At 65.6% G+C, this 24218-nt stretch carries 20 protein-coding genes; 9 read left to right on the forward strand and 11 right to left on the reverse strand.

Going from position 1 to position 24218, the window contains the following annotated elements; translation table 11 throughout:
• Positions 1 to 23: 23 nt before the first annotated feature.
• Both J0I47_RS10665 and J0I47_RS10670 read right to left on the reverse strand, forming a co-directional pair.
• The gene (locus J0I47_RS10665; protein ID WP_294046981.1) at positions 24 to 179 is read right to left on the reverse strand and encodes a hypothetical protein; all 156 of its coding nucleotides are present in this window, start codon (positions 177 to 179) and stop codon (positions 24 to 26) included.
• A 95-nt stretch (positions 180 to 274) separates the two neighbouring features.
• Positions 275 to 1057, reverse strand: a complete 783-nt coding sequence (locus J0I47_RS10670; protein WP_294046982.1) for a Crp/Fnr family transcriptional regulator — start codon at positions 1055 to 1057, stop codon at positions 275 to 277.
• Positions 1058 to 1275: 218 nt separating this feature from the next.
• Here J0I47_RS10670 and J0I47_RS10675 point away from each other — a divergent pair, with 218 nt between their 5' ends.
• From J0I47_RS10675 to J0I47_RS10690, 4 genes are all read left to right on the forward strand, one after another.
• Positions 1276 to 1860, forward strand: a complete 585-nt coding sequence (locus J0I47_RS10675; RefSeq protein ID WP_294046983.1) for an SRPBCC family protein — start codon at positions 1276 to 1278, stop codon at positions 1858 to 1860.
• On the forward strand, positions 1857 to 3041 hold the full coding sequence (locus tag J0I47_RS10680; RefSeq protein WP_294046984.1) for a zinc-dependent alcohol dehydrogenase: 1185 nt from the start codon (positions 1857 to 1859) through the stop codon (positions 3039 to 3041). The genes J0I47_RS10675 and J0I47_RS10680 overlap by 4 nt, the downstream gene beginning before the upstream one ends.
• Positions 3042 to 3152: 111 nt before the next feature.
• Positions 3153 to 3929 carry an SDR family NAD(P)-dependent oxidoreductase gene (locus tag J0I47_RS10685; RefSeq protein ID WP_294046985.1) on the forward strand — a complete coding sequence of 259 codons (777 nt, stop codon included), beginning with the start codon at positions 3153 to 3155 and terminating at the stop codon, positions 3927 to 3929.
• A 5-nt stretch (positions 3930 to 3934) separates the two neighbouring features.
• Positions 3935 to 4372, forward strand: coding sequence for a heme-binding protein (locus J0I47_RS10690; RefSeq protein ID WP_294046986.1), 438 nt, complete (start codon positions 3935 to 3937; stop codon positions 4370 to 4372).
• Positions 4373 to 4431: 59 nt separating this feature from the next.
• On the opposite strand, the gene J0I47_RS10695 is transcribed toward J0I47_RS10690, so the two are convergent.
• Positions 4432 to 4914, reverse strand: coding sequence for a DUF4142 domain-containing protein (locus J0I47_RS10695; RefSeq protein ID WP_294046987.1), 483 nt, complete (start codon positions 4912 to 4914; stop codon positions 4432 to 4434).
• A gap of 311 nt (positions 4915 to 5225) precedes the next feature.
• On the opposite strand from J0I47_RS10695, the gene J0I47_RS10700 reads away from it, so the two are divergent.
• Positions 5226 to 6947, forward strand: a complete 1722-nt coding sequence (locus tag J0I47_RS10700) for an alpha-glucosidase (protein ID WP_294046988.1) — start codon at positions 5226 to 5228, stop codon at positions 6945 to 6947.
• Between the two features lie 21 nt (positions 6948 to 6968).
• Here the strand turns inward: J0I47_RS10700 and J0I47_RS10705 are convergent, their stop codons facing one another.
• Genes J0I47_RS10705 through J0I47_RS10715 form a run of 3 tightly spaced genes read right to left on the reverse strand, consistent with a single transcriptional unit; the run spans position 6969 to position 12132 of the window.
• Positions 6969 to 7403: a response regulator gene (locus tag J0I47_RS10705; RefSeq protein WP_294046989.1), complete on the reverse strand. Its 435-nt coding sequence runs from the start codon at positions 7401 to 7403 to the stop codon at positions 6969 to 6971.
• A gap of 5 nt (positions 7404 to 7408) precedes the next feature.
• Positions 7409 to 11725: a PAS domain S-box protein gene (locus J0I47_RS10710; protein ID WP_294046990.1), complete on the reverse strand. Its 4317-nt coding sequence runs from the start codon at positions 11723 to 11725 to the stop codon at positions 7409 to 7411.
• A 47-nt stretch (positions 11726 to 11772) separates the two neighbouring features.
• Positions 11773 to 12132, reverse strand: coding sequence for an alpha-isopropylmalate synthase regulatory domain-containing protein (locus J0I47_RS10715; protein ID WP_294046991.1), 360 nt, complete (start codon positions 12130 to 12132; stop codon positions 11773 to 11775).
• A 271-nt stretch (positions 12133 to 12403) separates the two neighbouring features.
• Between J0I47_RS10715 and J0I47_RS10720 the strand changes: the two genes are divergently transcribed.
• Both J0I47_RS10720 and J0I47_RS10725 read left to right on the forward strand, forming a co-directional pair.
• Positions 12404 to 13927 carry a CpaF family protein gene (locus tag J0I47_RS10720; protein WP_294046992.1) on the forward strand — a complete coding sequence of 508 codons (1524 nt, stop codon included), beginning with the start codon at positions 12404 to 12406 and terminating at the stop codon, positions 13925 to 13927.
• 232 nt (positions 13928 to 14159) lie between these two features.
• Positions 14160 to 15329 (forward strand): aspartyl protease family protein, encoded by a 1170-nt coding sequence (locus J0I47_RS10725; protein ID WP_294046993.1) that lies wholly within the window; start codon positions 14160 to 14162, stop codon positions 15327 to 15329.
• A 1-nt stretch (position 15330) separates the two neighbouring features.
• On the opposite strand, the gene J0I47_RS10730 is transcribed toward J0I47_RS10725, so the two are convergent.
• The gene (locus J0I47_RS10730; protein WP_294046994.1) at positions 15331 to 15522 is read right to left on the reverse strand and encodes a hypothetical protein; all 192 of its coding nucleotides are present in this window, start codon (positions 15520 to 15522) and stop codon (positions 15331 to 15333) included.
• A gap of 1 nt (position 15523) precedes the next feature.
• Positions 15524 to 16072, reverse strand: a complete 549-nt coding sequence (gene phaR, locus J0I47_RS10735; RefSeq protein ID WP_294046995.1) for a polyhydroxyalkanoate synthesis repressor PhaR — start codon at positions 16070 to 16072, stop codon at positions 15524 to 15526.
• A gap of 190 nt (positions 16073 to 16262) precedes the next feature.
• On the opposite strand from phaR, the gene J0I47_RS10740 reads away from it, so the two are divergent.
• Complete coding sequence (locus J0I47_RS10740; RefSeq protein WP_294046996.1) at positions 16263 to 17435, forward strand: acetyl-CoA C-acetyltransferase; 1173 nt, start codon at positions 16263 to 16265, stop codon at positions 17433 to 17435.
• A gap of 6 nt (positions 17436 to 17441) precedes the next feature.
• Here J0I47_RS10740 and J0I47_RS10745 read toward each other — a convergent pair whose 3' ends face one another.
• Positions 17442 to 17930, reverse strand: a complete 489-nt coding sequence (locus J0I47_RS10745; RefSeq protein ID WP_294046997.1) for a hypothetical protein — start codon at positions 17928 to 17930, stop codon at positions 17442 to 17444.
• 175 nt (positions 17931 to 18105) lie between these two features.
• Here J0I47_RS10745 and J0I47_RS10750 point away from each other — a divergent pair, with 175 nt between their 5' ends.
• On the forward strand, positions 18106 to 21249 hold the full coding sequence (locus tag J0I47_RS10750) for a TonB-dependent receptor (protein ID WP_294046998.1): 3144 nt from the start codon (positions 18106 to 18108) through the stop codon (positions 21247 to 21249).
• A gap of 50 nt (positions 21250 to 21299) precedes the next feature.
• On the opposite strand, the gene J0I47_RS10755 is transcribed toward J0I47_RS10750, so the two are convergent.
• Complete coding sequence (locus J0I47_RS10755; RefSeq protein ID WP_294046999.1) at positions 21300 to 22322, reverse strand: alanine racemase; 1023 nt, start codon at positions 22320 to 22322, stop codon at positions 21300 to 21302.
• 94 nt (positions 22323 to 22416) lie between these two features.
• A complete protein-coding gene (locus J0I47_RS10760) occupies positions 22417 to 24039 on the reverse strand; it encodes an MFS transporter (RefSeq protein WP_294047000.1) in 1623 nt (540 codons plus the stop codon).
• Positions 24040 to 24218 lie beyond the last annotated feature (179 nt).

The raw sequence follows: 24218 nt of genomic DNA on the forward strand, positions 1-24218 counted from the left end.
GAAAACGGGACGCATTGGAGCCGTTACACCGGCCGCGACAAACCGAGCCGCCGCATCTGGTTGCGGATTTCGCTGACCGGACGGCCGAGCGACAGCGCGATCTCCGCGATCGACCAGCGTTTCCACAACAGCGCGCGCAGGCGACGGTTGGCGGCTTCGGGCCAGGCGAGCTGCGTCATGTCCGAAATCTCCGGTAGAGGATCGGACGGCAACGCCGCGTCATCGGCATGGTTGCATCCTTCTAACCTCGCGCAATGCGATGAGCGGGAATCGCTCAGCGCCGCAACGGTCCGTCGCCATTGACCGGCGGGATCGCGACTGGCTGCATATCGCGACCGAGCCACGACACATCGGTCGACACGGTCCGCGGCCGTACCGCAGCCAGCCGCCGCAACGCCGACGGGTCGATCAATCGCACCCGGCGGCCTCGCCGCGCAACCAGCCCAAGTTCCTGCAACTGCCGCAGCATGCGATTGACGTGCACCGGAGTCAGCGCCAGCAGGTCGCCGATCTGTTCCTGGGTGAGCGCCAAGTCGAAACCGTCGTCATCGCCATGGCCAATGCGGTGCAGGCGATCGCTCAGCTCGATCAGCAAAGCGGCGACGCGTGCCAGCGCACTCGCACGACCGACCGCGGCCAGCCGGTCCATCAGTACGGTCCGCTCCTCCTGTGCCGCCAACAGCATGGTCACCGCGATCGCGGGAGAGGTCATCATCAGCGCGCCGATCCGCTCGAGCGGGATGCGGCTGACCACCGCCGGCGTCAACGCCGTCACCGTATCGACCGCGCTGTCGAAGCACATGCTCGTGCTGCCCAGCATGTCGCCCGGCAAGTGCAGCTTCACGATCTGCCGCTCGCCGTCCCACAACAGCATCGAGGCGGCGACCCACCCTTCGAGCAAGAAGTACACCGAGCGGTCGCTGCTGCCTTCGGAGCGGATCACGCCATAACGCGCGATGCGTTGCGGCGGCTCGCCGAGCGCCTGGATGCGCGCGACGTCGGCCGGAGTCAGCAATGAAGTCGCGGTCAGACGATAGGTCGGAAAATTCGTTGTCACAGCCGGTTCCCCGGCGCTCGACTAGCCGAGCCATCGGGCCATCGCGTTGATGCGCGTTAAAGCATCGCGATGCCAATGCGATGGCGTTGAACAGCCCGCGCACTCGATCGCGACTCAGTTTAACCTGGATCAGACAACTATCTGATTCGACGCCGGAATTGCCGGAACAATGGGACGCGGCGTTCGCTTGGGAAAGCTCCGCCGCCGTGGAGAACGCGATGCCCCCGACTGATGTCCGAACCGACGATGCACCGCTGACGGCGTCCAAGCGGCACGACGCGGTCGCCGACGCGACCGACAACGTGATCGAAGCGAAGGGCGACACCCTCATCGGTCGCGCCGTCACGATCAACCGGCCCGCCGCCGAACTGTTCGCATACTGGCGCGACTTCGCCAACCTGGCAACGTTCATGGAGAATGTCGAACGCGTCGACGTGCTCGACGACGCGCGCTCGCACTGGGTGGTCAAGGCGCCCGGCGGTAAGACCGTCGAATGGGACGCGGTCGTCACTGAGGAAGCCAAGGACAGTTTCATCGCCTGGGCCTCGTCCGAAGGCGCCGATGTGCCGAACAGCGGCCGGATCGATTTCCGCGACGCCGGCGATCGCGGCACCGTGGTCACCGCGACGATCCTCTACGACCCGCCGGCCGGTGCGATCGGCAAGCTGATCGCCAAAGTGTTCCAGCGCGAGCCCGCCATCCAGGCGCGCCGCGACCTGCGCCGGTTCAAGCAACTGATGGAAACCGGCGAGATCGCGACCGCGGCGATGAACCGCGAACAATTCGAGGAGGAAGGCGCATGAAGGCGCTTGCGTGGCACGGCAAGCACGACGTGCGCATCGACAACGTGCCAGATCCCGGCATCGTCAACCCGCGCGATGCGATCATCAAGGTGACCGCCACCGCGATCTGCGGATCGGACCTGCACCTCTACGACGGTTATATCCCGACGATGCAAGCGGGTGACGTGCTCGGGCACGAGTTCATGGGCGAGGTGGTCGAGACCGGCCCCAAGTCGACGCTCAAGAAGGGTCAGAAGATCGTCGTCCCGTTCACCATCGCTTGCGGCAATTGCTACCATTGCGGCAAGCATCAATATTCGGCGTGCGATAACGGGCTGCCCGCAGACAACCAGGACATCGCGCAGGAACTGTACGGCCAGCCAATGTCGGGCCTGTTCGGCTACAGCCACATGACCGGCGGCTATGCCGGCGGCCAGGCCGAATATGTCCGCGTGCCGTTCAGCGACGTCGGCCCGATCGTGATACCCGACGGGATCGACGACGAGAAGGTGCTGTTCCTGTCCGACATCCTGCCCACCGGGTGGATGGCAGCGGAAAATGCCGAGATCGAGCCCGGCGACATCGTCGCGGTGTGGGGGTGCGGCCCGGTCGGTCTCTTCGCGGTGCAATCGGCCAAACTGATGGGCGCCGATCGCGTCATTGCGATCGACCATTTCCCGCACCGGCTCGAACTCGCCAAGCAGTTCGGCGCAGAGACGATCAACTACGAGGAATCGGCGGTCTATGAGGCGCTGATGGAGATGACCGGCGGGATCGGCCCCGACGCGGTGATCGATTGCGTCGGGCTGGAGGCGCACGGCTTTTTCGTCGATAACGTGCTCGACCAAGTCAAGAAGTCGACCTTCCTCGGCACCGACCGTATCCACGCCAATCGCCAAGCGATCATCGCCTGTCGCAAGGGCGGGCGCGTGTCGATGCCGGCGGTCTATGGCGGGTTCGTCGACAAATGGCCGCTGGGCGCGTTCATGGAGAAGGGGCTGACGCTCAAGACCGGTCAGACCCACGTCCAGCACTACATGCCCGGGCTGCTTCAGGCGATCTTGGACGGGAAGATCGATACGACCTTCCTCATCAGCCACCGGTTGCCGCTCAAGCAGGCGCCGGACGGCTACAGGATGTTCCACGATGACCAGAACGAAGTGACCAAAGTCGTGCTCAAACCGGGTTTGGCAGCAGCCTGATCCCCTCCCGCTTGTCGGATGGGTCAAGGAAGGGCGCATGCGTCCTCGCCGCTCTCGACAAGCCCTCCACCAGCCCCTCCCACCAGCGGGAGGAGAGAAAGAAGGAAGATCATGCCCGAAAAATTCGCAGTCATCACCGGCGGCTCGACCGGAATCGGCGCCGAACTCGTGAAGCTGGCGGTCAAGGACGGTTACAGCGTACTGACCGCCGCCGACACGCCGTTCACCGAAGATTTCGGCCCGGAGGTCGAGACGCTCGACGTCGACCTGTCGACCGTTGAAGGCGTCGATCGATTGCTGTCGCGGGCGGACGATCGCCGCATCGACCTGCTCTGTGCCAATGCGGGGCACGGGCTCGGCCACGCCTTCCTCGATCAGAAGGTCGAGGACTGGCGGCACGTGATCGACACTAACATCACCGGTACGATCTACCTGCTCCACAAGGTGCTGCCGGCGATGGTCGCGCGCAACGAGGGCAAGGTGCTGGTGACCGGATCGATCGCCGGCTACATCCCCGGCAGCTTCCAGGCGGTCTATAATGCGTCGAAATCGTTCGTCGATTACTTCACGGACGCGATTCGCAACGAACTGAAGGAGTCGGACGGCGTCCAGATCACGACGTTGAAGCCCGGCCCGGTCGATACCGATTTCTTCGCGCGCGGCGATATGCTCGACACCTTGGTCGGCGATCCCGACACGCCGGAGAAGCGCCGCGACCCGGCACTCGTCGCGAAGGACGGCTGGGACGCGCTGATGAGCGGCAAGGACTCGATCTTCTCCGGCTGGTCGACCAAGATCCAGGGTGAGATGGCCGGGATCACCCCGGCGTCCGTCCTCGCCGAACAGCATCGCAAGATGGCCGAACCCGGCTCGGCCGACAAGAACTGATGGTCATGATGATCGAAACGCTGTCGCTCGGCGATGCCCGCCGGATGCTGATGACGGCGGAGGCGAAGGCCGCGCAGATCGGCGTGCCGTCGAACATCGCGGTGGTCGATGCCGGCGGCAACCTGCTGGCATTCGCGCGTATGGACGGGGCGTGGCTCGGCTCGATCGACATCGCGATCGACAAGGCGTTCACCGCGCGCGCGTTCGACATGACGACCGAGGAACTGGGCGCGATGTCGCAGCCGAAGCGGATGACGTTCGGTATCCAGAACACCAATCACGATCGCGTCGTCATCTTCGGCGGCGGCGTGCCGGTGAAGGTCGGCGAGACCGTGATCGGCGCGATCGGATCGAGCGGCGGCACGGTCGATCAGGACGTCGAGATCGTCGAAGCCGCACTGGCCGCCTTCGAAGAAGAGCGGTCGCGGCACGCGGTCATCTGACGGCTCACCCGCGTATTTGGCGGTCGTGTCACGTCTGGCGCGCGACACGACCGCCTCGCTTACATCGACTGCAGCATCGCGATGTGGTGCCGCACGACCGGCACGATCTGCGAGGCCGCCGTGCGCAGGCTCGGCACGCTGCCGCTGCGCGCATAATCCTGATGCAACGCCAGCGCCTGATCGTGCGCGGTTCGTTGCTGCGAGATGTAGAGCGTGTCCCGCTCCGCCCCATGCGCGGCGCGCAGCTGGGCCATCATGGTGCGCTGATCGGGGGTCAGCATCGGCGGCGTGACGCGCATCCGCGCGCGCATCGCCGCTTGTTTGACCAACGTCGTGCTCTTGGTGTGATCCCGGATCATGTCGCGCACGAAGGCACGGAGCTTGGCGTTGCGCGTGGTGTCGGCGACGAGCTGGCTCGATTGCCGCTCGTACAGGTCGCTGGCGCCGGCGGTCATGACATAGTCGCGCGGAGACGTCGCCGCATGAACCGCGGTGGTCGCGACCAAAGCTGCGGGTATGGCCAGCATCAGATAGCGTTGCATCATCTTCTCCTCATGAAGGGCATAGCGGATCGACGCCTATCGCGGGGCGTCGTCGCCCTGTAGATCGAACCGGGAAGCGGTCTCGACCGTTCCCGATCACGCTGCTGAACTGATCGAGATCAGCACGATTCCGCTCGACCCAAATCGACGCTATTTCAGATATTTGGCGTCGCGATCCCCATTTACGGCGCTCAATCGCGGTTGGCGCCAAGACGTTTGGCCGTTGGAAAGCGGCAGTACGTCCGGGCTGTCGCTTCTTGCCGCTGCTTCGTGCTAGTCCACGGCTCTTGAAGCGTTAGAAAGAGGTGAGGATGGCGAGCGGGCTGATACGCAAGGCGATGATCGTGTCTGCCGCATTGGGAGCGGCAACGATGCCGCCGGCGGCGAGCGCTTCTCCATCCGACGACCGCGCCACACCCGTCACGGCCGCGCCGGCGGCGCGCCCGTGGTGGCAACACGCCGTCATCTACGAAATCTACGTCCGCAGCTTCCAGGACTCCAACGGCGACGGGATCGGCGACCTGCCCGGCGTGACCAGCCGGCTCGATTACCTGAAGGCGCTCGGCGTGAACGCGATCTGGCTCACGCCCTTCTACCCTTCACCCAATTTCGACTTCGGCTACGACGTGTCCGACTATACCGGGATCGCGCGCGAATACGGCACGATGGCCGACTGGAACACGCTGGTCCGCGAAGCCAGGAAGCGCGGCATCCGCGTGCTGGTCGACTTGGTCGTCAACCACAGTTCCGACCAGCATCCATGGTTCAAGGAATCGCGCGCGTCGCGCACCAACCCCAAGCGCGACTGGTATATCTGGCGCGACGGCGGCCCGGGCGGCACGCCGCCCAACAACTGGCAATCGATCTTCGGCGGCCCGGCCTGGACCAAGGATCCGACGACCGGGCAATGGTATTACCACATCTTCGCCCCGCAACAGCCCGACCTCAACTGGGGAAATCCGGGCCTGCGCCAGGCGATGTTCGACGTCGTCCGCTTCTGGCTCGACCATGGCGCGGGCGGTTTCCGGCTCGATGCGACGCCGTATCTGTTCGAGAACTTCGCCTACGGCAACGACCCCGACCCCGCCAAGGGCGCGCCGGTCTGGCTGAAGCCGTACAATTCGCAGCTGCCGCAGGGTAATATCGTATTGCGCGACATGCGCAGGATCCTCGACGGATATCCCGGCGAGCGCGTGTTGCTGGGGGAATCCTCGACCACGAACATCAAGGAACTCCGCGCGGTCTATGGCCGCGACAAGGACGAGATCAACCTGCCGATGAACTTCCTGATCGGCAACATGAACAAGCTCGACGCCGCCGCTTTCAAGCGCAATTACGACGATGCCGCGCTGAAACTCGACGGCCTGCCGTCGACGGCGTTCTTCAGCAGCCATGACCATGGCCGCCAATGGTCGGCGTTCGGCGACGGCCGCAACAACGACGCGATCGCCAAGCTGACCGCGGCGCTGACGCTGCTCCAGCCCGGCACGGCGCTGCTCTATTATGGCGAGGAGATCGGGATGCGCGACCTGTCGCCCGATCAACTGGCGGGCGTCCCGCTCGGCCCGCAGCGGCCGCGCGCGGACGAGCGCGACAAGGAACGCTCGCCGATGCAATGGTCGGACGCGCGCAATGCCGGCTTTTCGACCGGAACGCCGTGGCTGCCGGCGGATCGGACGGCGGCGCAATACAATGTCGCGGCCGAAGCGAAGCAGCCGGGATCGTTGCTGAACTGGTATCGCAAGCTGACCGCGCTGCGCCGCGACGACCCGGCATTCGACCATGGCAGTTATGTCGCGATCGATACGGGCAGAGCGGGGACTTATGCGTTCGCGCGGCGGACGAGCGCGGGCCGCTATGTGCTGGTGGCGACGAATGCCGGGGCGACGGCGGCTCCGCTCGACATCGCACGCTGGACCGGCGTGACGAGCGGCACGCCGAAGGTGCTGGCGGATTCTCAGGGCGAGCGGACGACGGCGGGGCCGGCGACCCTGTCGCCCTATCAGGTGCTGGTGATCGAACTGCGGCGCTGAGCGGAACCGGCGGCGCGGCGATCAGTCCTCGGTCGCGCCGGCGTCCGCATCAGGCGCCTCCGCGCCGGTCCGCGCGGCGCGCGAAATCCCCGCGCCGCGCAGCAGCGCCTGGACGCGCGCAGGCAGGCCACCCGGGTCGAACGGTTTGGTCACGTAATCGTCCGCGCCGCTCCGATCGGCGAGTTCGATGTGCAGCGGCGTGCCGCGACTGGTCAGCATCATCACGGGCAGATCGACCGCGTCGGGATGCTGGCGCAATTCGGCAAGGATGTGCATCCCGGACCGGCCCGGCAGCATCTGGTCGAGAATGACGAGATCGGCGCGATTGTCGATGATCGCCGCCATCGCCTCGTCGCCGTGATGGACGGTGACGACTTCATGTCCGGCCCGCTCCAGCGCGGGGGTCGCCTTCTCGATCACGAGCTCGTCGTCATCGACGATCACAATCTTCGCCATACGCCTTACCGTTCTCCTTCCGCGACGCGTTGCAACGCATCATAGCCCGCCTTGATCCGCGCCGACCGTTCCGCTGGCGGCCACGACCGCAGCCCGTTCTCCAGCGCATATGCTTCGTCGCCAAGCGCCACTTCGCCGAACATGCCGGCGGTTCCGGCCAGCTTGTGGAGCAGTTCGACGACATCGGCGATGTCGGCGTCCGCGAACCGTCCCGTCCGGATCAACCGGCTGACCGCCGCCAGCGTTTCCTCCCGACGAGCAAAGTAGCGCTGCTCGATCGAACGGTTAGCCTTGGGCGCATCGGGCGCGACCGCCGCCGCCGGCGTCGCTGCCCAGTGCAGCAATGCCGCCTGCAGATCCTCCAGCGACACCGGTTTGGCGAGGTGGCTTTGCATCCCGGCGTCGAGGCACGCGGCGATGTCGTCGGCATAGGCATTGGCGGTCAGCGCGACGATCGGCAGCGACGGCGCATCCACCCCGCTTGCACGGATCCGCCGCGTCGCCTCGACACCGTCGATGCCCGGCATGCGCATGTCCATCAGCACCACGGAATAACGCTGTGTGCCGGCCGCCACCATCGCGACTGCCTCCGCGCCGTCATGGGCCAGCTCGCAATCGTAACCGATCCGGTCGAGCATCTCCGTCATCAGCAGGCGGTTGACGTCGTGATCCTCGGCGACGAGCACGCAAGGACGCGTGCTCGTCCGCTGTACCGGCACGATCGTCGGCGTCGGTTGCGCGAGCATCGCCGCCTGCTCCGGCGCGGGCCGCAGCGGGACCGACAGGAAGAAGGTCGTCCCCCGTCCCTCCTCGCTCTCCAGCCGCAGGTCGCCGTCCATCAACCGAGCCAGCCGCGCACTGATCGCGAGCCCCAGCCCCGATCCGCCGAACCGGGCGGCGATGCTGCCGTCGGCCTGAACGAACTGATCGAACACCGCCTGCTGGCGATCGGGCGCGATGCCGATCCCGGTATCCTCGACCGCAATTACGATCGTATCGCCTTGCGCTCGCGACGCGCGCAGCGTGACCGTGCCGTATTTGGTGAACTTGACGGCATTGCCCAGCAGGTTGAGCACGATCTGCCGCAGTCGCAGCGCATCGCCGCACACGCGGTCGGGCAAGTCCGGCGCCAGGTCGCAACGCCCCCGCAGCCCCTTCTTCTCGAGCGCCGGGCCGACCAGTTTCACGCAGGCATCAAGCGTATGGGCGAGGTCGAAAGGCTCCTCCGATATCACCATCTGCCCGGCCTCGACCTTGGACAGGTCGAGGATATCGTTAAGCAACCGCATCATCGCACGACCCGACTCGGCGATCATCTCCGTCCGGCGGCGCTGTTCGTCCGACAGTTCGCCGGCCAGCATCAGTTCGGTGAAGCCGACCACGCCGTTCATCGGCGTCCGGATTTCGTGGCTCATATTGGCGAGGAAGCTCGTCTTGGCTTTGACGGCGTCTTCGGCGCGGTCGCGCGCGGCGGCGAGATCGGCCTCGGCTCGGACCTGGTCGCTGACGTCCCGGCTGACGACGACGATCCGCGGGCGATGGCTATATTCGGCGATCCGCGCCGCCGCCTCGATCCACACCAGCGCACCGTCCTGTCGCTTGAGCCGGAACCGCGCAGTCGCGACGTCGCCCCGTGCGCGCTGAGTCAAGTCGCCGATCAGCCGCGCGATGACGGCACGGTCGTCCGCCACCACCAGCGACTGCAACCGCCGCCCCCTCATCCAGACCGGCGAATAGCCCAGGATCGTCTCGACCGAGGGCGACATGAACAAGCAATTGCCAGCGACGTCGTGGAGCGAGATCACATCGCTCGCCTGTTCGGTCAGCAGGCGGAAGCGCGCTTCGTTGTCCGCCAGCTCGGCCTGCGCGGCGACGCGTTCGCTGACGTCCTGAACGATGCCGAACAAGGCGGTGGGCGTGCCCGCGGTGTCGACTTCCACCTCGGCGCGCGTGACGATATGAACGGTTGCGCCGTCGCCCCGCACCAGCCGCGCCTGCGACGTGTAGCCGACCTGATGCTCGCGCGCATGCGCCACCGCCTCGCGGACCGCAGCGACGTCGTCGGGGTGATAAGCGGCCAACGCGGTGTCGGCGGTCGGTATGGTATCGGCCGGTAGGCCGTAGATGCGATAGACTTCGTCCGACCACAGGATCGCGCCGGTCGCATAATCGATCCGCCAGTGGCCGAGCTTGCCCACCGCCTCGGCCATCGTCAGCATGCGGTTGCTGTCGCGCAACTGCCGCCCCGTTTCCTGCAACGCAGCGTCGGCATCGTGCGCCTCGGTAACATCCTGGATCACGCCGAACAGGCCGATCACCGACCCGTCCGGCCCCGTCTCGGCACGTCCGCTCGAAACGATGTGGCGAACGCTGCCGTCGTCGCGGAGCAGGCGCGCGGTGAAGGCAAAATGCTTGCCCGTAGTCACGGCATCGTCGACCGCGGCCTGGACTCGCGCGCGATCGTCGGGGTGATAGAACTCGATCGCCGCGTCGAGCCGGGGGGCATAGCCGCTCGGCTTGGCGTGGATCGCGCAGACGACGTCGGACCAGAACACCGATCCGCTGGCGATATCCACGCGCCAGTGTCCGACGCGGCTCATCTCCTCCGCCATCAGCAGCAGGCGGTTCGCCTCGCTCAGTTGGTTGGTGGCGGTGAGGCGTTCGAGCTCGGCCGTCTCGCGGCGGCTGACGTCGCGAACGGTCGCGATCAGCTCGTCGGGGGCGCCGTCGGCATCGCGGATCAGCCGATAGCTCGCTTCCAGCCAGACATAGCTGCCGTCCTTGCGCCGCTGGCGATAGATGCACATCGGATTCTCGACCCCGTCGAGCAGCGAGTTGCAGGTCGCGACCGCAATGGCGCGATCGTCGGGATGGAGCGCGCCCGCCGCCGGCTCGCCGACCATCTCGTCAGGTGTGTAGCCGAGCAGGTTGTACGACGCGGGCGAGACGTAGCGGCGCACCCCCTGCAACGACAGCCGCACGATCATGTCGTTCGAATTGTCGGCGAGCAGGCGATAGCGGCGCTCGCTGTCGATCCGCGCATCGTCGGCGGCCCTGCGGTCGGTCACGTCGTGGATGTTGCCGTAGGTGCCGGTGATCGCGCCGTGCTCGTCGACCATCACGCGGCTGCGGACGGAGGCCCAGCGCACGTCGCCGTCGAGATTGCGGAAGCGCAGCTCCTGCACGCATTCCTCGACATCGCCGCGATACAGTTCGGCCAGTCGCGCCAGCACGGCGTCCCGATCGTCGGGCTCGACCGTTTCGAGGAACGAGCTGCCCAGGGCGACCGCCGGATCCTGACCGGTCAGCTCCGCCCAGGCCGGGTTGAGATAGGTCCAGCGACCCTCGACGTCGGTTTCGAAGATCACTTCGCGCGATTGTTCGAGGATGCGGCGATAGCGGCGATCCGCCGCGGCGCGCTCGTGCGCCAGCCTGACGCGCTCGCCGAGCATCGCCGCGAGCGGCAGGCAGGTGCCGTACAGCACGGCCAGGTAGAATTGGAAGAACTCGATCCGTCTCGCGACATCGCCGCCGATCAGGGCAACCGGACCATAACCCAGCGCCGAAAACCCGCTGCCGACCGCAGCGACGATCGCAACGCCAGCGACCGCGCCGATCAGGCCCAAACGGTACGTCGCGATGACCAGCATCGCCAGCGGCAGGAACAATAGCGGCAGGCGCGACTGAGCGAACACGCCCAACGACACGCTCGCGACCAGCAGCAGCGGCCATGCGATCGTGGCGACCGACGAGCCGCGTTTCCGCCCGGCATGGCGGCGTTCCGACTGCACCGTCAACACGAGCGAGCAGACCAGGATCATGCCCAAGATATCGCTGCTCACCCAGCTCACCCAGGCGCTGGCAAAACCGCCGCCGAAGCGCGTTATTGCGCCCGTGCCCACGGCCGCACCGATCGACGCCGCGATCGTCACCCCAAACAGGAAGATCGCCGTACCGCGCGGCGACCGGAAGGCATCGGCGCCGCTCCGCAATCCGCCGATGATCGTCGCCGCGGTCACCGCCGTCATGACGTTGGCAAGTGACAGGAGAACCGCCAGCGACCACGACGACCCGCCATTGGCGTTCGACACCATGCTGGCGAGAAAACACCCGATCGCGAACGCCGGCCGCCGCCGGACGGGGCTCAAGAGTAATGCCGCGAGCAGCACCCCGTTGGCGGGCCACAACGCCGCGATCCCGTCGCTCCCGCGGCTGAGCGCAAGACCGAGCACGGCGGACAGGAAATAGGCGACCGCCACCAGCGTCGGCGCCAACCACTTGGCGAGACTTCCGGGCGAATCCTCGAAATCGATTGCAGGCATACCGCCGTGCTAGCCGGCGTTGGTTAATACCGTGCAAAGGCTGGAGCTTAGCCCTCCCCGCGCACCGCCGGCGTTTTCATCGCCGCATCGAGCCAGGCGATCAGCGAGCATTCGACCAGATCGGATCCGCTGCTGGTCCCGGCATATCCTTCGCCGTCGAGCTCGATCCGCACGTCGATCGTGATCTGCAACGCGCCGTCCTCGTCGCGATCGGCGGAGCGCACTTCGTAACTGGTCAGCGTCGGCGCGATCTCCAGGATATGCGCCGCAGCGGCGAACGCCGCATCGAACGCGCCGGGGGCCGAACCGATATCAGTCACGCGCCCGCGCGTGCGGTGGTCGAGCTCGACCCGCGCAACGGGCCACGCATGCTCCGCCACCGCCGACCGGAGATCGACCCGTCCCACGCGCCAGATCGCGCGCGTGTCATCCGACGATAGTGACGGCGTTGAAACTTTCGTGCTCATAATAAACTCATGAAGAAACTTCGTGTCGAACGCCGTTAGCGGCGAATTACGTCCTACACCATAGCCCGCAGCAAAAATTACCGCCCGCGCCGCCAAAGGATGCCGATCGATCAATGCCCTGCTCGCGCCAGCCAGCCGCGCCGAACTTGGTTAGGAAATTGTCAAACCTTAGCCCCTACGATCGTCGGATGACCTTGAAGGGGCAAATGGCATGAGTGCGTTCGGACGGCGGAATGGCGGCAGCGGACCGGCTGCGCGCCCAGCCTTCGGCGTGGCCAAGCCGATGCAGGGTGGGGGCGGCATGCGCGCCGAGCCGAATCTAGCCGAGCAATTCCCGCCCCTTCCCACCGCCCCCGAAGCGCCGCCGTCATCGCCCGCCGCCAACATGCCCGGCGTCGCGATGGACGCGATGCAGCGGCTCGCCGATCGCCAGAACGCCAGCGCCGAATCGGGCAGCTCGCGCGGCGAGGGGTTCGAGGCCTCGGTCCACAAGATCAAGGAACAGGTGCTGCCGCGCCTGCTCGAACGCGTCGATCCGGAAGCCGCCGCCACGCTCAACAAGGACGAGCTGGCCGAGGAATTTCGCCCGATCATCGGCGAAGTGCTCGCCGAGCTGAAGCTGACGCTCAACCGGCGCGAGCAGTTCGCGCTGGAGAAGGTGCTGGTCGACGAACTGCTGGGCTTGGGGCCGCTCGAGGAACTGCTCGCCGACCCGAACATCAGCGACATCATGGTCAACGGCCCCGACCAGACCTTCGTCGAGCGCAAGGGCCAGTTGGAGCTCGCGCAGATCCAGTTCCGCGACGAGGAGCATCTGTTCCAGATCGCGCAGCGCATCTGCAACTCGGTCGGCCGCCGCGTCGACCAGACGACCCCACTCGCCGACGCCCGCCTGAAGGACGGCTCTCGCGTCAACGTGATCGTCCCGCCGTTGAGCTTGCGCGGCACCGCGATCTCGATACGTAAATTCTCCGACAAGCCGATCACGCTCGACATGATGGCTGGGTTCGGCAGCATGTCGACCAAGATGGCGACCGCGCTGAAGATCGCCGGCGCGTGCCGGTTCAACATCGTCATCTCGGGCGGTACCGGCTCGGGTAAGACGACGATGCTCAACGCCCTGTCGAAGATGATCGACCCGGGCGAGCGCGTGCTGACGATCGAGGACGCTGCCGAACTCCGGCTGCAGCAGCCGCACTGGCTGCCGCTCGAAACGCGCCCCGCCAACCTGGAAGGCCAGGGCGAGATCACCATCCGCGACCTCGTCAAGAACGCGCTGCGTATGCGTCCGGATCGCATCATCCTCGGCGAAATCCGCGGCAGCGAGTGTTTCGACTTGCTCGCGGCGATGAATACCGGTCACGACGGGTCGATGTGTACGCTTCACTCCAACAGCCCGCGCGAATGCCTGGGCCGTATGGAGAACATGGTGCTGATGGGCGACATCAAGATCCCGAAGGAAGCGATTTCGCGCCAGATCGCCGATTCGGTCGACATGATCGTCCAGGTCAAGCGCCTGCGCGACGGCTCGCGCCGCGTGACCAACATCACCGAGGTCATCGGGATGGAAGGCCCCGTCATCGTGACGCAGGAGCTGTTCAAGTTCGAGTATCTCGACGAGAGCGCCGACGGCAAGATCGTCGGCGAGTACCGCGCGATGGGTCTGCGCCCCTACACGATCGAGAAGGCGCGGCAGTTCGGCTTCGACCAGGCGTTCCTGGAAGCCTGTTTGTAAGCTTTTGTGCAGCGATTTAGCGACGCTAAATCGCGTCCGCAAAAAGCGCGGCCGGCCTCGCGTAGCGAGGACCGACGAGTTTCAGGTGCAACGCGTCCCACGCGTTGCAGGTCATGCTGGGGGCATGACCGACCTGAAACTGGCTTTGCCGAACTGCCCTGCGTTGCCGACAATCGCGGTTAACGCCCTGTTAGGATTCTGAGCGCCGCCTTACATCGTGGCCATGCGCCGCATGGCACCCTGGATCGCGCTTTTCGCGCTGCCGCTGACGGCGGCTATGCCGGCCCCGACGATCGCGCCCGACCTCCTCGCGGCCGCCGCCGACGTGCAATGGGTTTCGTTCGAGCGCACCGCTGGTAACCAGATCCGTTTTCCGATCACGATCGATGGACGCCCAGCGACCGCGCTGCTCGACACCGGTTTCAGCCAGTCCGCCATATCCCGCACCTGGGCGAAGAACGCGCACCTTCGCATCGACGACGGTGAGCGTGGGCTCGGCGTCGGCGGCAGCGTGGCGATCGGCCAGGTCGCGGGGCAAACACTGACGATTGGGGGACTCACCAAGAGCGGCGGACGGCTGGCTGTGATCGATCTGCCCGCCGCCGCGACCGGTGGCGACGGCGCGGTCGACGCGGTGATCGGTGCCGACATCGTGCGCCACTACGCCCTCGACATCGATTTCGCCAACCGCCGCTTCCGCCTGTTGCCGAGCGGGCAATTGCCGTTCGCCGGCGCTACCGCCCCACTAGAGATGCGCGGACCGCTCTACGCCAGCGAGCTTCGACTGGGTGCCATGCGCGTGCGTCCGGTCATTATCGATACCGGCGACGGCTCGGCGCTCGCTCTGTCGGCGGAAGCGTGGCGTGCACTGGGGCCGGCGCGACCGGCCACCACCACGACCATCGCGTACAGCGTCGCCGGGCCAGTCCAGTCCGAACTCGCGGTGATGCCCGGCGTCACGATCGGCGACGCCGATGTCGGCGAGGCAGCGGCGTCGCTTGAGGGTGAGCGCGGTTTCCTCGCCCAGATTGGCGCGTCAGGGCGGATCGGGATCGGCGTGCTGCAACGGTTCCGCGTGCTGCTCGATCCCGGCGCCGGGCGAATGGTGCTGGCGCCGGCCGCGACCGGCGATGCCGCGCCCGCCCTGCGCTCGACCAGCGGGTTGCTCGTCGGCGTGGCGAGCGATCGGCTCCGCGTGCTCCACGTGATGCGCGGCGGGCCGGCCGCGGCGGGCGGTTGGCGCACGGGCGAGGAAATCTGCCGGATCGACGGCACCGCGATCACCTCGCGTTATCTCACCGACCCGATCGCGCGCTGGGCGATCGGCACGCCGGGCCGCGTCGTCCAGCTCGGCCTGTGCAACGGCCCGACCCGCGCGCTGACGTTGGCGCGTTTCTACTGACTCAGTGCAGCGCGAACGCCGCCGCGACGATCGTCGCGACCAGCGCCACCAATTGGACGGTGCGCCAGTCGAGCAGGCTCACCCGGTCCAGGTTCCGCCGCTTCTTCTGCCGCCAGTCGATCATGCCGGCGGCGATCGCCAGCACCGCCGCCGCCACGGCGACGCCGGCTGCGACCTGCTGATCGCTCGTCACCTTACTGGTCGAGCTTGTCGATCTTCTCGCGCAGGCGGCTGAGTTCGGCCTTCAGCGCCGCGACCTCATCGTCCTTGCCCTCCGTGGCCGACGTTCCAGCGGGGGTACCCGGCTTGAACGCCTGAGTCGCCGCCTCGAACATCTGCATGTTGCGCTTGGCGATCTCCGCGAACGGCGAGTTGGCAAACGCGCCCTCGACCGCCGACTTGAACTGCTCGTGATTGCGACGGAAGCTCGCCATCGACGCCTCCAGATACCCCGGCACCATCGCCTGCATCGAATCGCCGTACATCGCGATCAGCTGGCGCAGGAAATTCACCGGCAGCATCGTCTGCCCGCGGCTCTCCTCTTCCATGATGATCTGGGTCAGGACGTTGTGGGTAATGTCCTCGTCGGTCTTGGCGTCGACCACCTTGAAGTCGCGGCCGCTGCGAGTCATCGCCGCCAAGTGATCGAGCGTGATGTAGGACGAGCTCTCGGTATTGTAGAGCCGGCGGTTGGCGTATTTCTTGATGATGACCGTGCTATCGCCGGCGGCATGCTTCTTCATCGATCGGACCTCGCGGAAGTTGGTACTAGCCTATCACCGATTCTTGATGCGCTGCAACATGTTGCGCGGAATGGGTGCAGCATCGCCAGCTATCCGTAACGGCAACGCCCTTGTGTGCAGTCGCGGCACTGGCGGTAGCGGCCTCGGGACGCTACAGCGCACGCGAATATTCTTATCGGAGCGACCTGCCATGACCGACATCGTCATCACCGCCGCCAAGCGCACTCCCGTCGGCAGCTTCCTGGGATCGTTCGCGACCACCCCGGCGCACGAACTCGGCCGGATCGCGATCGAGGCGGCGCTGGCGCAGGCGGGCGTGGCGGGCGCCGACGTGTCGGAAGTGATCCTCGGACAGGTACTGACTGCCGGCCAGGGCCAGAACCCCGCGCGCCAGGCGTCGATGGCGGCCGGCATCCCGAAGGAAGTCCCGGCCTGGGGCGTCAACCAGGTCTGCGGCAGCGGGCTGCGCGCGGTCGCGCTGGCGGCGCAGGCTGTCGCGACGGGCGATGCCAGCATCGTCGTCGCGGGCGGGCAGGAAAGCATGTCGCTGTCGATGCACGCGCAGAACCTGCGTGGCGGCACCAAGATGGGCGATCTCAGCCTGGTCGACACGATGATTAAGGACGGCCTGACCGACGTCTTCAACGGTTATCACATGGGCATCACCGCCGAGAATCTGGCCGAGCAGTATCAGGTCACGCGGGGCGAGCAGGACGAATTCTCGGTCCGCTCGCAGAACCTGGCGGAGGCAGCGCGCGCCGCCGGGCGGTTCAAGGACGAGATCGCCGCGGTGACGGTCAAGGGCCGCAAGGGCGACACGATCGTCGCCGACGACGAATATATCCGCGCGGGCGCGACGATCGACGGCGTGTCGGGCGTGCGCCCGGCGTTCAAGAAGGACGGGACGGTGACCGCCGCCAATGCGTCTGGCCTCAACGACGGCGCCGCCGCGCTGGTCGTGATGTCCGCCGACGAGGCCAAGCGGCGCGGTGCGCCGGTGCTGGCGCGCATCGCCAGCTGGGCCTCGGCCGGGGTCGATCCGTCGATCATGGGCATCGGCCCCGTCCCCGCCAGCCGCCGCGCGCTGGAAAAGGCCGGCTGGACTATCGCCGACCTCGATCTGATCGAAGCCAACGAGGCGTTCGCCGCCCAGGCGCTGTCGGTCGGCAAGGAACTCGGCTGGGACGCCGACCGCGTCAATGTCAACGGCGGCGCGATCGCCATCGGCCACCCGATCGGCGCGAGCGGCGCACGCGTCTTGACTACTTTGCTCTACGAAATGCAGCGCCGCGACGCGAAGAAGGGCCTGGCGACGCTATGCATCGGCGGCGGCATGGGTATCGCGATGTGCGTGGAACGGTAGAATTCGCTACCGCAGTGGTCGGACACGTATCGCTCTTTCTTTAGCGATATTCGCGAGATAGGCTCCTAATGCGCCTTTCGCGACATGCACTTTGTCGCCTTTTTTCGGCTCAAATCGGATGGCTTCGGTCGTCCGCCAGATCGACCCATCGGATAGCACCAACAACCACTGGCCCTCTCCGACTTCCGCGATATTCGCTGCGGTCGCATCGATCGGCGTGAACTGCTGCCGCTCGTCGTGGGAGGCCAGAAAGGACTTGTCACGAACGCGGGCTACCTTCAACTCGTTAACCCGCGTATCGAAACAGACGAGTCGTTGCGTAACATCGCTGATCGACTGGCACTCCACAAGCGCGTCCAGCATCTTGTCGGCTGATGACTGAGATTTCTTGGCTATTGCTGGCGTGGAAGCGCCGATCGCCAAAGCGGTAAGCATGAGCGTGCATCCAACGCGCATTTCGGTTCCCCCTGCTGATTTTGCGAGCTTGCGCGCCAACGCCTACGCTCGCAAGTGTGACTGTTTTACAACAAGCTTATGAAACTTTTACGCAGGCGGGCCGCGGGGTTAACGGTTGCCTTGCCCATCGACCTTCGTGCCGCTTAAGCTCTGAGACAGGACTGATCGAGCCTGACTCGCGATAATTTGTCCGTAAACAGACAAGGGGGTTTCCATGACAACCGCTTTTCGTCGTCGTCTCTTAGCGTCGACTCTTTTCATCGGTATAAGCTCGTTCGCCGCTCCGGCGCTTGCTCAGACGACGGCGACCACGCCGCCGCCGGAAACGAATGACGCCGATATTTGTAAGGTAAATCCGACCGCCGCCAACTGCGACAGCTCGGGCGACGTCGTCGTCACCGGTTCGCGTATTGCGTCGCCGACGCTCACCTCGCCTTCACCGCTGCAGGTGATCGACGCGCGCGATATCCAAGACAAGGGTGCGCTCAACGTTCAGGCTGTTCTGCAGGAAAACCCGGCGGTCTCTGCCGCTCCGACCTTCAGCCGTACCAACTCGAACTTCCTGACGTCGAGCGGCGGCGTCGCCTCGATCGACCTTCGCAATCTCGGCACCTCGCGTACGCTGGTTCTTATCAACGGCCATCGTACGGTCGCAGGCGTTCCCGGCACGAATATCGTCGACCTCAACACCATTCCGAGTGAATTCGTCGAGCGCATCGAAGTCCTGACGGGTGGCGCGTCGTCGGTCTACGGTTCGGACGCGATCGCCGGCGTCGTCAACTTCATCTACAAGAAGAACTTCAGCGGCCTGCAGCTCACTTCGCAGAGCGGGATCACGCAGGAAGGCGATGGTGCCAACTATCAGGTCGGCGCGATGATGGGCGCCAACTTCGACGACAATCGCGGCAATGTCATGATTTACGCCGGTGCCACGCGTGAAAAAGGCGTGTACTCCGCCGGCCGTGACCGCACCGCGGTCGACCAGAACGCCTGCTATCAGATCGCCGATGCTTCGGGTGGCTGCGGCAACTCGATCGGCACGAACGGCGATTACTCTCGCCTGTTCCAGGCATATCGTCCGTTTCTGTCGAGCTTCGTGCCCGGCGGCACGATCACGTTCGGCTCGCTGTCGCGCATCGTCGGCCCGAACGGCACGCTGATCGTTCCCAACACGAACGGCCTGGTTCACAACAGCGATGGCGTGCCGTCGACGGTCCGAGCTTGCACGACGACCGATCCCTGCCATCCTTCGCTCGGTGCCGCGACCGGCTTCAATCGCAGTGCGTTCCGCACCATCGCCGTTCCAGTCGAGCGCTACCTCCTGGCGTTGCGCGGCAATTACGCCGTCAGTGACAACATCAACGCCACGATCGAAGGCAACTTCGCGCGTACCCAGGTTACCACGCTGATTGAGCCGTTCCCGTTCCAGACCTCGGGCGTCAACGGCATTGCACCGAACGCGTGTATTTCGGGTGTGGCGGCAAAGACTTGTAGCGGGTTCATTCCGATCGAGACTCGTCTTGCCGACGGCACGATCGTTCGTAATCCGTACGTGCCTGACTTCATCTACAATAATGCGACCGATCGGACGGGCGACGGCCTGAAGGATATTTCGTTCACACGTCGTCTGGCGGACTTCGGACCTCGTACGTACACGGCGCGCCGCCAGACCTTCCGCGCGCTTGCGGGCCTCGATGGCAAGGTGTTCGGCAACTTCAAGTGGGATGCCTATTACACCTACGGGCAAACCACGGAGTCGCAGGTCGGTTCCGGTCAGGTCAACCTGCCAAGCTTCCTCAACGCCTTGGAAGTCATTCCGAGCGGCAATGGCCCAATCTGCGCCAGCGCCACGGCTCGCGCACAAGGCTGCGCTCCTGCCAACATCTTCGGTGGCCCGGGTTCGATCAGCGCCGCCGCGGTGAACTACATCCAAGCCGGTCAGACGCGTAACACCAATATCGAGCAGATCGATACTGGTGCCAACCTGTCGGGTGACCTGTTCCACTTGCCGGCGGGCCCGGTCGGTGTCGCGCTCGGTGTCGAGTATCGCAAGGAGACGAGCAGCGCCGTCAACGACGCGCTGACCGTTGCGGGGCTTAACGGCGGCAATGCGATCGCGAACACGTTCGGCACGTTCAACGTGAAGGAAGCCTATGGCGAAATCCGTGTTCCGCTGATCTCGGACAAGCCGTTCTTTCATGCGCTGGAAGTCAGCGCCGCCGGTCGCGTTTCGGATTATTCGCTGAGTGCCGTCGGCACGGTGTATAGCTGGAACGCTGGTGTCGTCTTCGCCCCGGTCAAGGACATCCGGTTCCGGGCGGTTCTCGCCCATGCGACCCGCGCGCCGAATATCGGCGAGTTGTTCGCTGGCCGTAGCCAGACCTTCCCCACCGGTCTGAGCGACCCTTGTAACGGCGTTACCGCAACGTCGACGACTGCTACTTCGGCACGGTGCCGTCAGGATGCTGGCGTTCTTGCGAACATTGCAGCCAACGGCGGGACGTTCACGCTGAACCAGTCCGACATCCAGGGCATTTCTGGCTTCAACTCGGGCAATCCGAACCTCGAAGCAGAAACTGGCCGGACGTTCACGGTTGGTACGGTCATCAATCCGACGTCGATCCACGCCTTGCGCAACTTCGTGCTGACGGTGGATTATTTCAATATCCGGATCAGCCACCTGATCTCGTCGTACGATCGTCAGGGCATTCTCAACTCCTGCTACGGTGCCGCCGGTAGCACGCAAGACGAATCGTTCTGTGCGCTGGTCGTTCGCCGTGCCGGACAAGAAGGCCCGAACAGCCCGGGTTCGTTGCAGTTCATCAACACGATCAACGGCAACTTCGGTGATTACCAAACCAAGGGTATCGACGCGACACTCAGCTATCGCACGGCAGTGCTGGGCGGTACGGCGAGCGGCAAGATCGCGTACACCCACGTGTTCAGCCTGAAAGATCCGAGCACACCGGGTGCTACGGATTCGGCGGGTGACGAAGGCGCACCGCGTGACCGTGCCAGCGGCACGATCAGCTTCAGCACTCGGGATTTCACGATCACGGGTCGGGGTAACTATATTGGCCGGTCCAATCTGCCGGCATCGTTCACCACCGGGGTGTTTGGCGAGGATCATGGCGCTGCTGCGTTCAAGATCCCCGCTTACTTCACTGCCGACCTTCAGGTGCGGTTCACGCCTTCGGATCATTACGAGATGTTTGTGGGCGTCAACAACCTGACAAATGCGGCAACCCCGCTCCTCATCAGCGGCATCCCAGGCGACAGCACGGGCACTGAGACCGACGCGGGTACGTATGACCCGATCGGTCGCCGCTTCTATGCGGGCGTGAAGCTGAAGTTCTGATAATCTGAAGACACTGGACAAGGGTGGTTGCCATTGGCAGCCACCCTTTTTTATGCCTGCTCGAACCGTCCGCTCAAACCCGTCAGAAGCTCGTATTGCGACATGCCTGATTGCGCGGCGGCTAGCGGCAGCGCAAAGTCCAGGTCGAGCCAGTCACCTTCCGCCACGTCGTGGCCGGTGACGTCGATCGCAATCAGGTCCATTGACACGCGGCCGATGACGGGGAGTTCGGCGCCGTCGAACAAGGCGTGGCCGCGGTTGGAGAAGCCGCGGAAATAGCCGTCGGCATAGCCGTAGTTGACGATCGCGACGTCGGTGTCGGCGGGCGCGGTCCAGGTCGCGTTATAACCGACCGTTTGCCCCGCGGGCACGCTCCGGCGCTGGAGGACTTGCGCCTGGGGGAAGGCGACCTGGCGGATCATGCCGGCAAGCTCACCACGCGGTACGCCGCCGTACAGCGCGAGCCCGGGACGCGTCAGGTCGAAGGCATAATCGGGGCCGAGCGCGATCGCCGCGGAATTGGCGAGGCTGCGGCGCTGCGCTGGTACGCGCGGCGCCAGCTCGCCGAACCGGCGCAACTGCACGCCGTTCATCGCGCTGTCCTCATCGGCGCAGGCGAGGTGGCTCATCACCACGTCGACCGCGAGGCCGTCGAGCGCACCCGCCGCCAGATCGCCCTCGCCCAGGCCCAGCCGGTTCATGCCAGTGTCGAGCATGACGTGGCATGCACCGCCGCCGCTGTCCCGCCAGCGCGCCGCCTGTGCCGTGGTGTTGAGCACCGGGGTCGCGATGCCGGACCGCGCCAGCGCCATGTCCTCCGCCCGCACGCCGTGGAGCACCGACAGCGCCGGCAAGCCAAGGTCGGCCAGCGCCGCCGCTTCCGCCCAGGTCGCGACGAAGAACTCGCGGCACCCAGCCGCCATCAGCGTCGTCGCGACCCAGCGCGCGCCGAGGCCGTAGCCATCGGCCTTGATCGCCGCGCCGCACGTCGCGAGCCCGCTCAGCCGCGCCAGCGCGCGCCAGTTGGCGACCAGGGCATCGGCGTCGCGGCGGAGGCGCAAGGGAGCGGACATCGGGTCAGCCCCTAGGTCGGGATGCCGATCGTGTCGTGGCTTTTCTCGCGCCCGCCGGGCTGCGGGCGGGCCTCCCTTCGCGAGCAGACGCCCGTCAGGTCTCGTCCGCGGGCACGACCCGCGGCGGCGCGGCGGCGCCCTCCAGCCCCCACAATGTCACCACCAGCGCGACCGCCACCACGATCCACGTATACCACAGCCCGGCATAGGGATGCCCGGTCTTGGCGACGATCAACTGGCTGATGAGCGGTAGGAAACCGCCGAAATAGCCGGTGCCGATGTGATAGGGGATCGACATCGAACTGTAGCGGATGCGTGGCGGAAACATCTCCGCCAGCAACGCCGCCACCGGCCCGTACGTGGCACCTGCCAGCGCGCTCATCACCAGCATCGCGGCCAGGATGATAATGACCCCGAACGGCGTCGGGCGCACTTTGTCGAGGCGATAGCCGTTCGCCGCCAATGCCGCGTCGAGCCCCTTGGGACTGGTGTCGGTCACCGCGTCGCCGCCGATCGAGACCGCGACCACGGGCGTCGTCTCCTTCGTATAGGCGATGCCCTTCTTCGAGAAATAATCGAGCAGTTGCGCGCATTTGTCCTTCTGCTGCTGCGACAGGACCATCGTCGTCAGGTCGTACTGGCAGGTCGGGCCGCTGACGACGACGGGCGCGCGCATGTTGGCGTGGGTCAGCGCCGGGTTGGCGGCGCTGCCCATCACCCAGAAGATCGGGAACAGCAGCGCCAGCGTCGCGGCATAGCCGATCACGATCGGCGCCTTCCGCCCGACCGCGTCGGACAGCCGTCCGAACAGGATGAACCAGAACAGCCCCATCAGCCCGCCGGCGCCGACGATCAGCTGCGCCGTCGTCTCCTCGACGCGCATCGTCGTGGTCAGGAAGGTCAGCGTCGAGAACAGGGCCGTGTACCAGATGACCGTCAGCCCCGCCGCGATCCCGAACAGCGCCACGAACAAGCGCTTGAGATTGCCCGGATAGGTGAAGCTCGCCTTGATCGGGTTCTTCACCGTCTCGCCGGCTTCCTTCATCGCCTTGAACACCGGGCTTTCGCTGAGTTTCAGCCGCATCCACAGTGACACGCCGAGCAGCACCAGCGAGAACACGAACGGGAAACGCCATGCCCAGGCGGCCCACGCCGCCTCGCTCACGACCAGCTTGGTCAGCAGGACGATGACCAGGCTGAGGATGAACCCGCCCGCCACGCATGCCTGGATGAAGCTGGTGTAGAACCCCGCCTTGCCCGGCGGCGAATGTTCCGCGACGTAGATCGCCGCGCCGCCATATTCGCCGCCCAGCGCCAGCCCCTGCAGGATACGCAGGAAAATGACGATGCCCGGCGCCCACAAGCCGATCTGCGCGGCGGGCGGGATCAGCCCGACCCCGGCGGTGGCGATGCCCATCAGCGTGATCGTGACGAGGAAGGTGTATTTGCGCCCGAGCCGGTCGCCGAGGAACCCGAACAACGCCGCGCCGAACGGGCGGAAGCCGAACCCGACCGCGAATCCGGCCCAAACCAGCACCATCCGCACGGTCTCGTTGTCGGACGGGACGAAGGTCTTGCCGATGATCGACGCCAGCGTGCCGTAGATGAAGAAATCGTACCATTCGAACAGGGTACCGAGCGACGAGGCGGTGATGACCAGCCGGATGTCGGCCGGACTCGGGTCCGGTCGCAAGTCCTCCGCTACGATCGTCGCCATGTTGCCTGCTCCCCCTGGCGGGCGGTGTAGCGCGATTGCGGCGGCGGGCAAACAGGCGTGACGCGATCGCGGCCGCGCCAAACTTGACAAACTTGACGGGGGTAGCGCCGCCGCGCCGGCCGGGACGGCCGCCGATACGATGCATGCCGCACGCGCCGGTCGCGAGACCGGGAAAGGGT

The sequence above is a fragment of the Sphingomonas sp. genome (genome assembly GCF_017304635.1).
Classification (GTDB): domain Bacteria; phylum Pseudomonadota; class Alphaproteobacteria; order Sphingomonadales; family Sphingomonadaceae; genus Sphingomonas.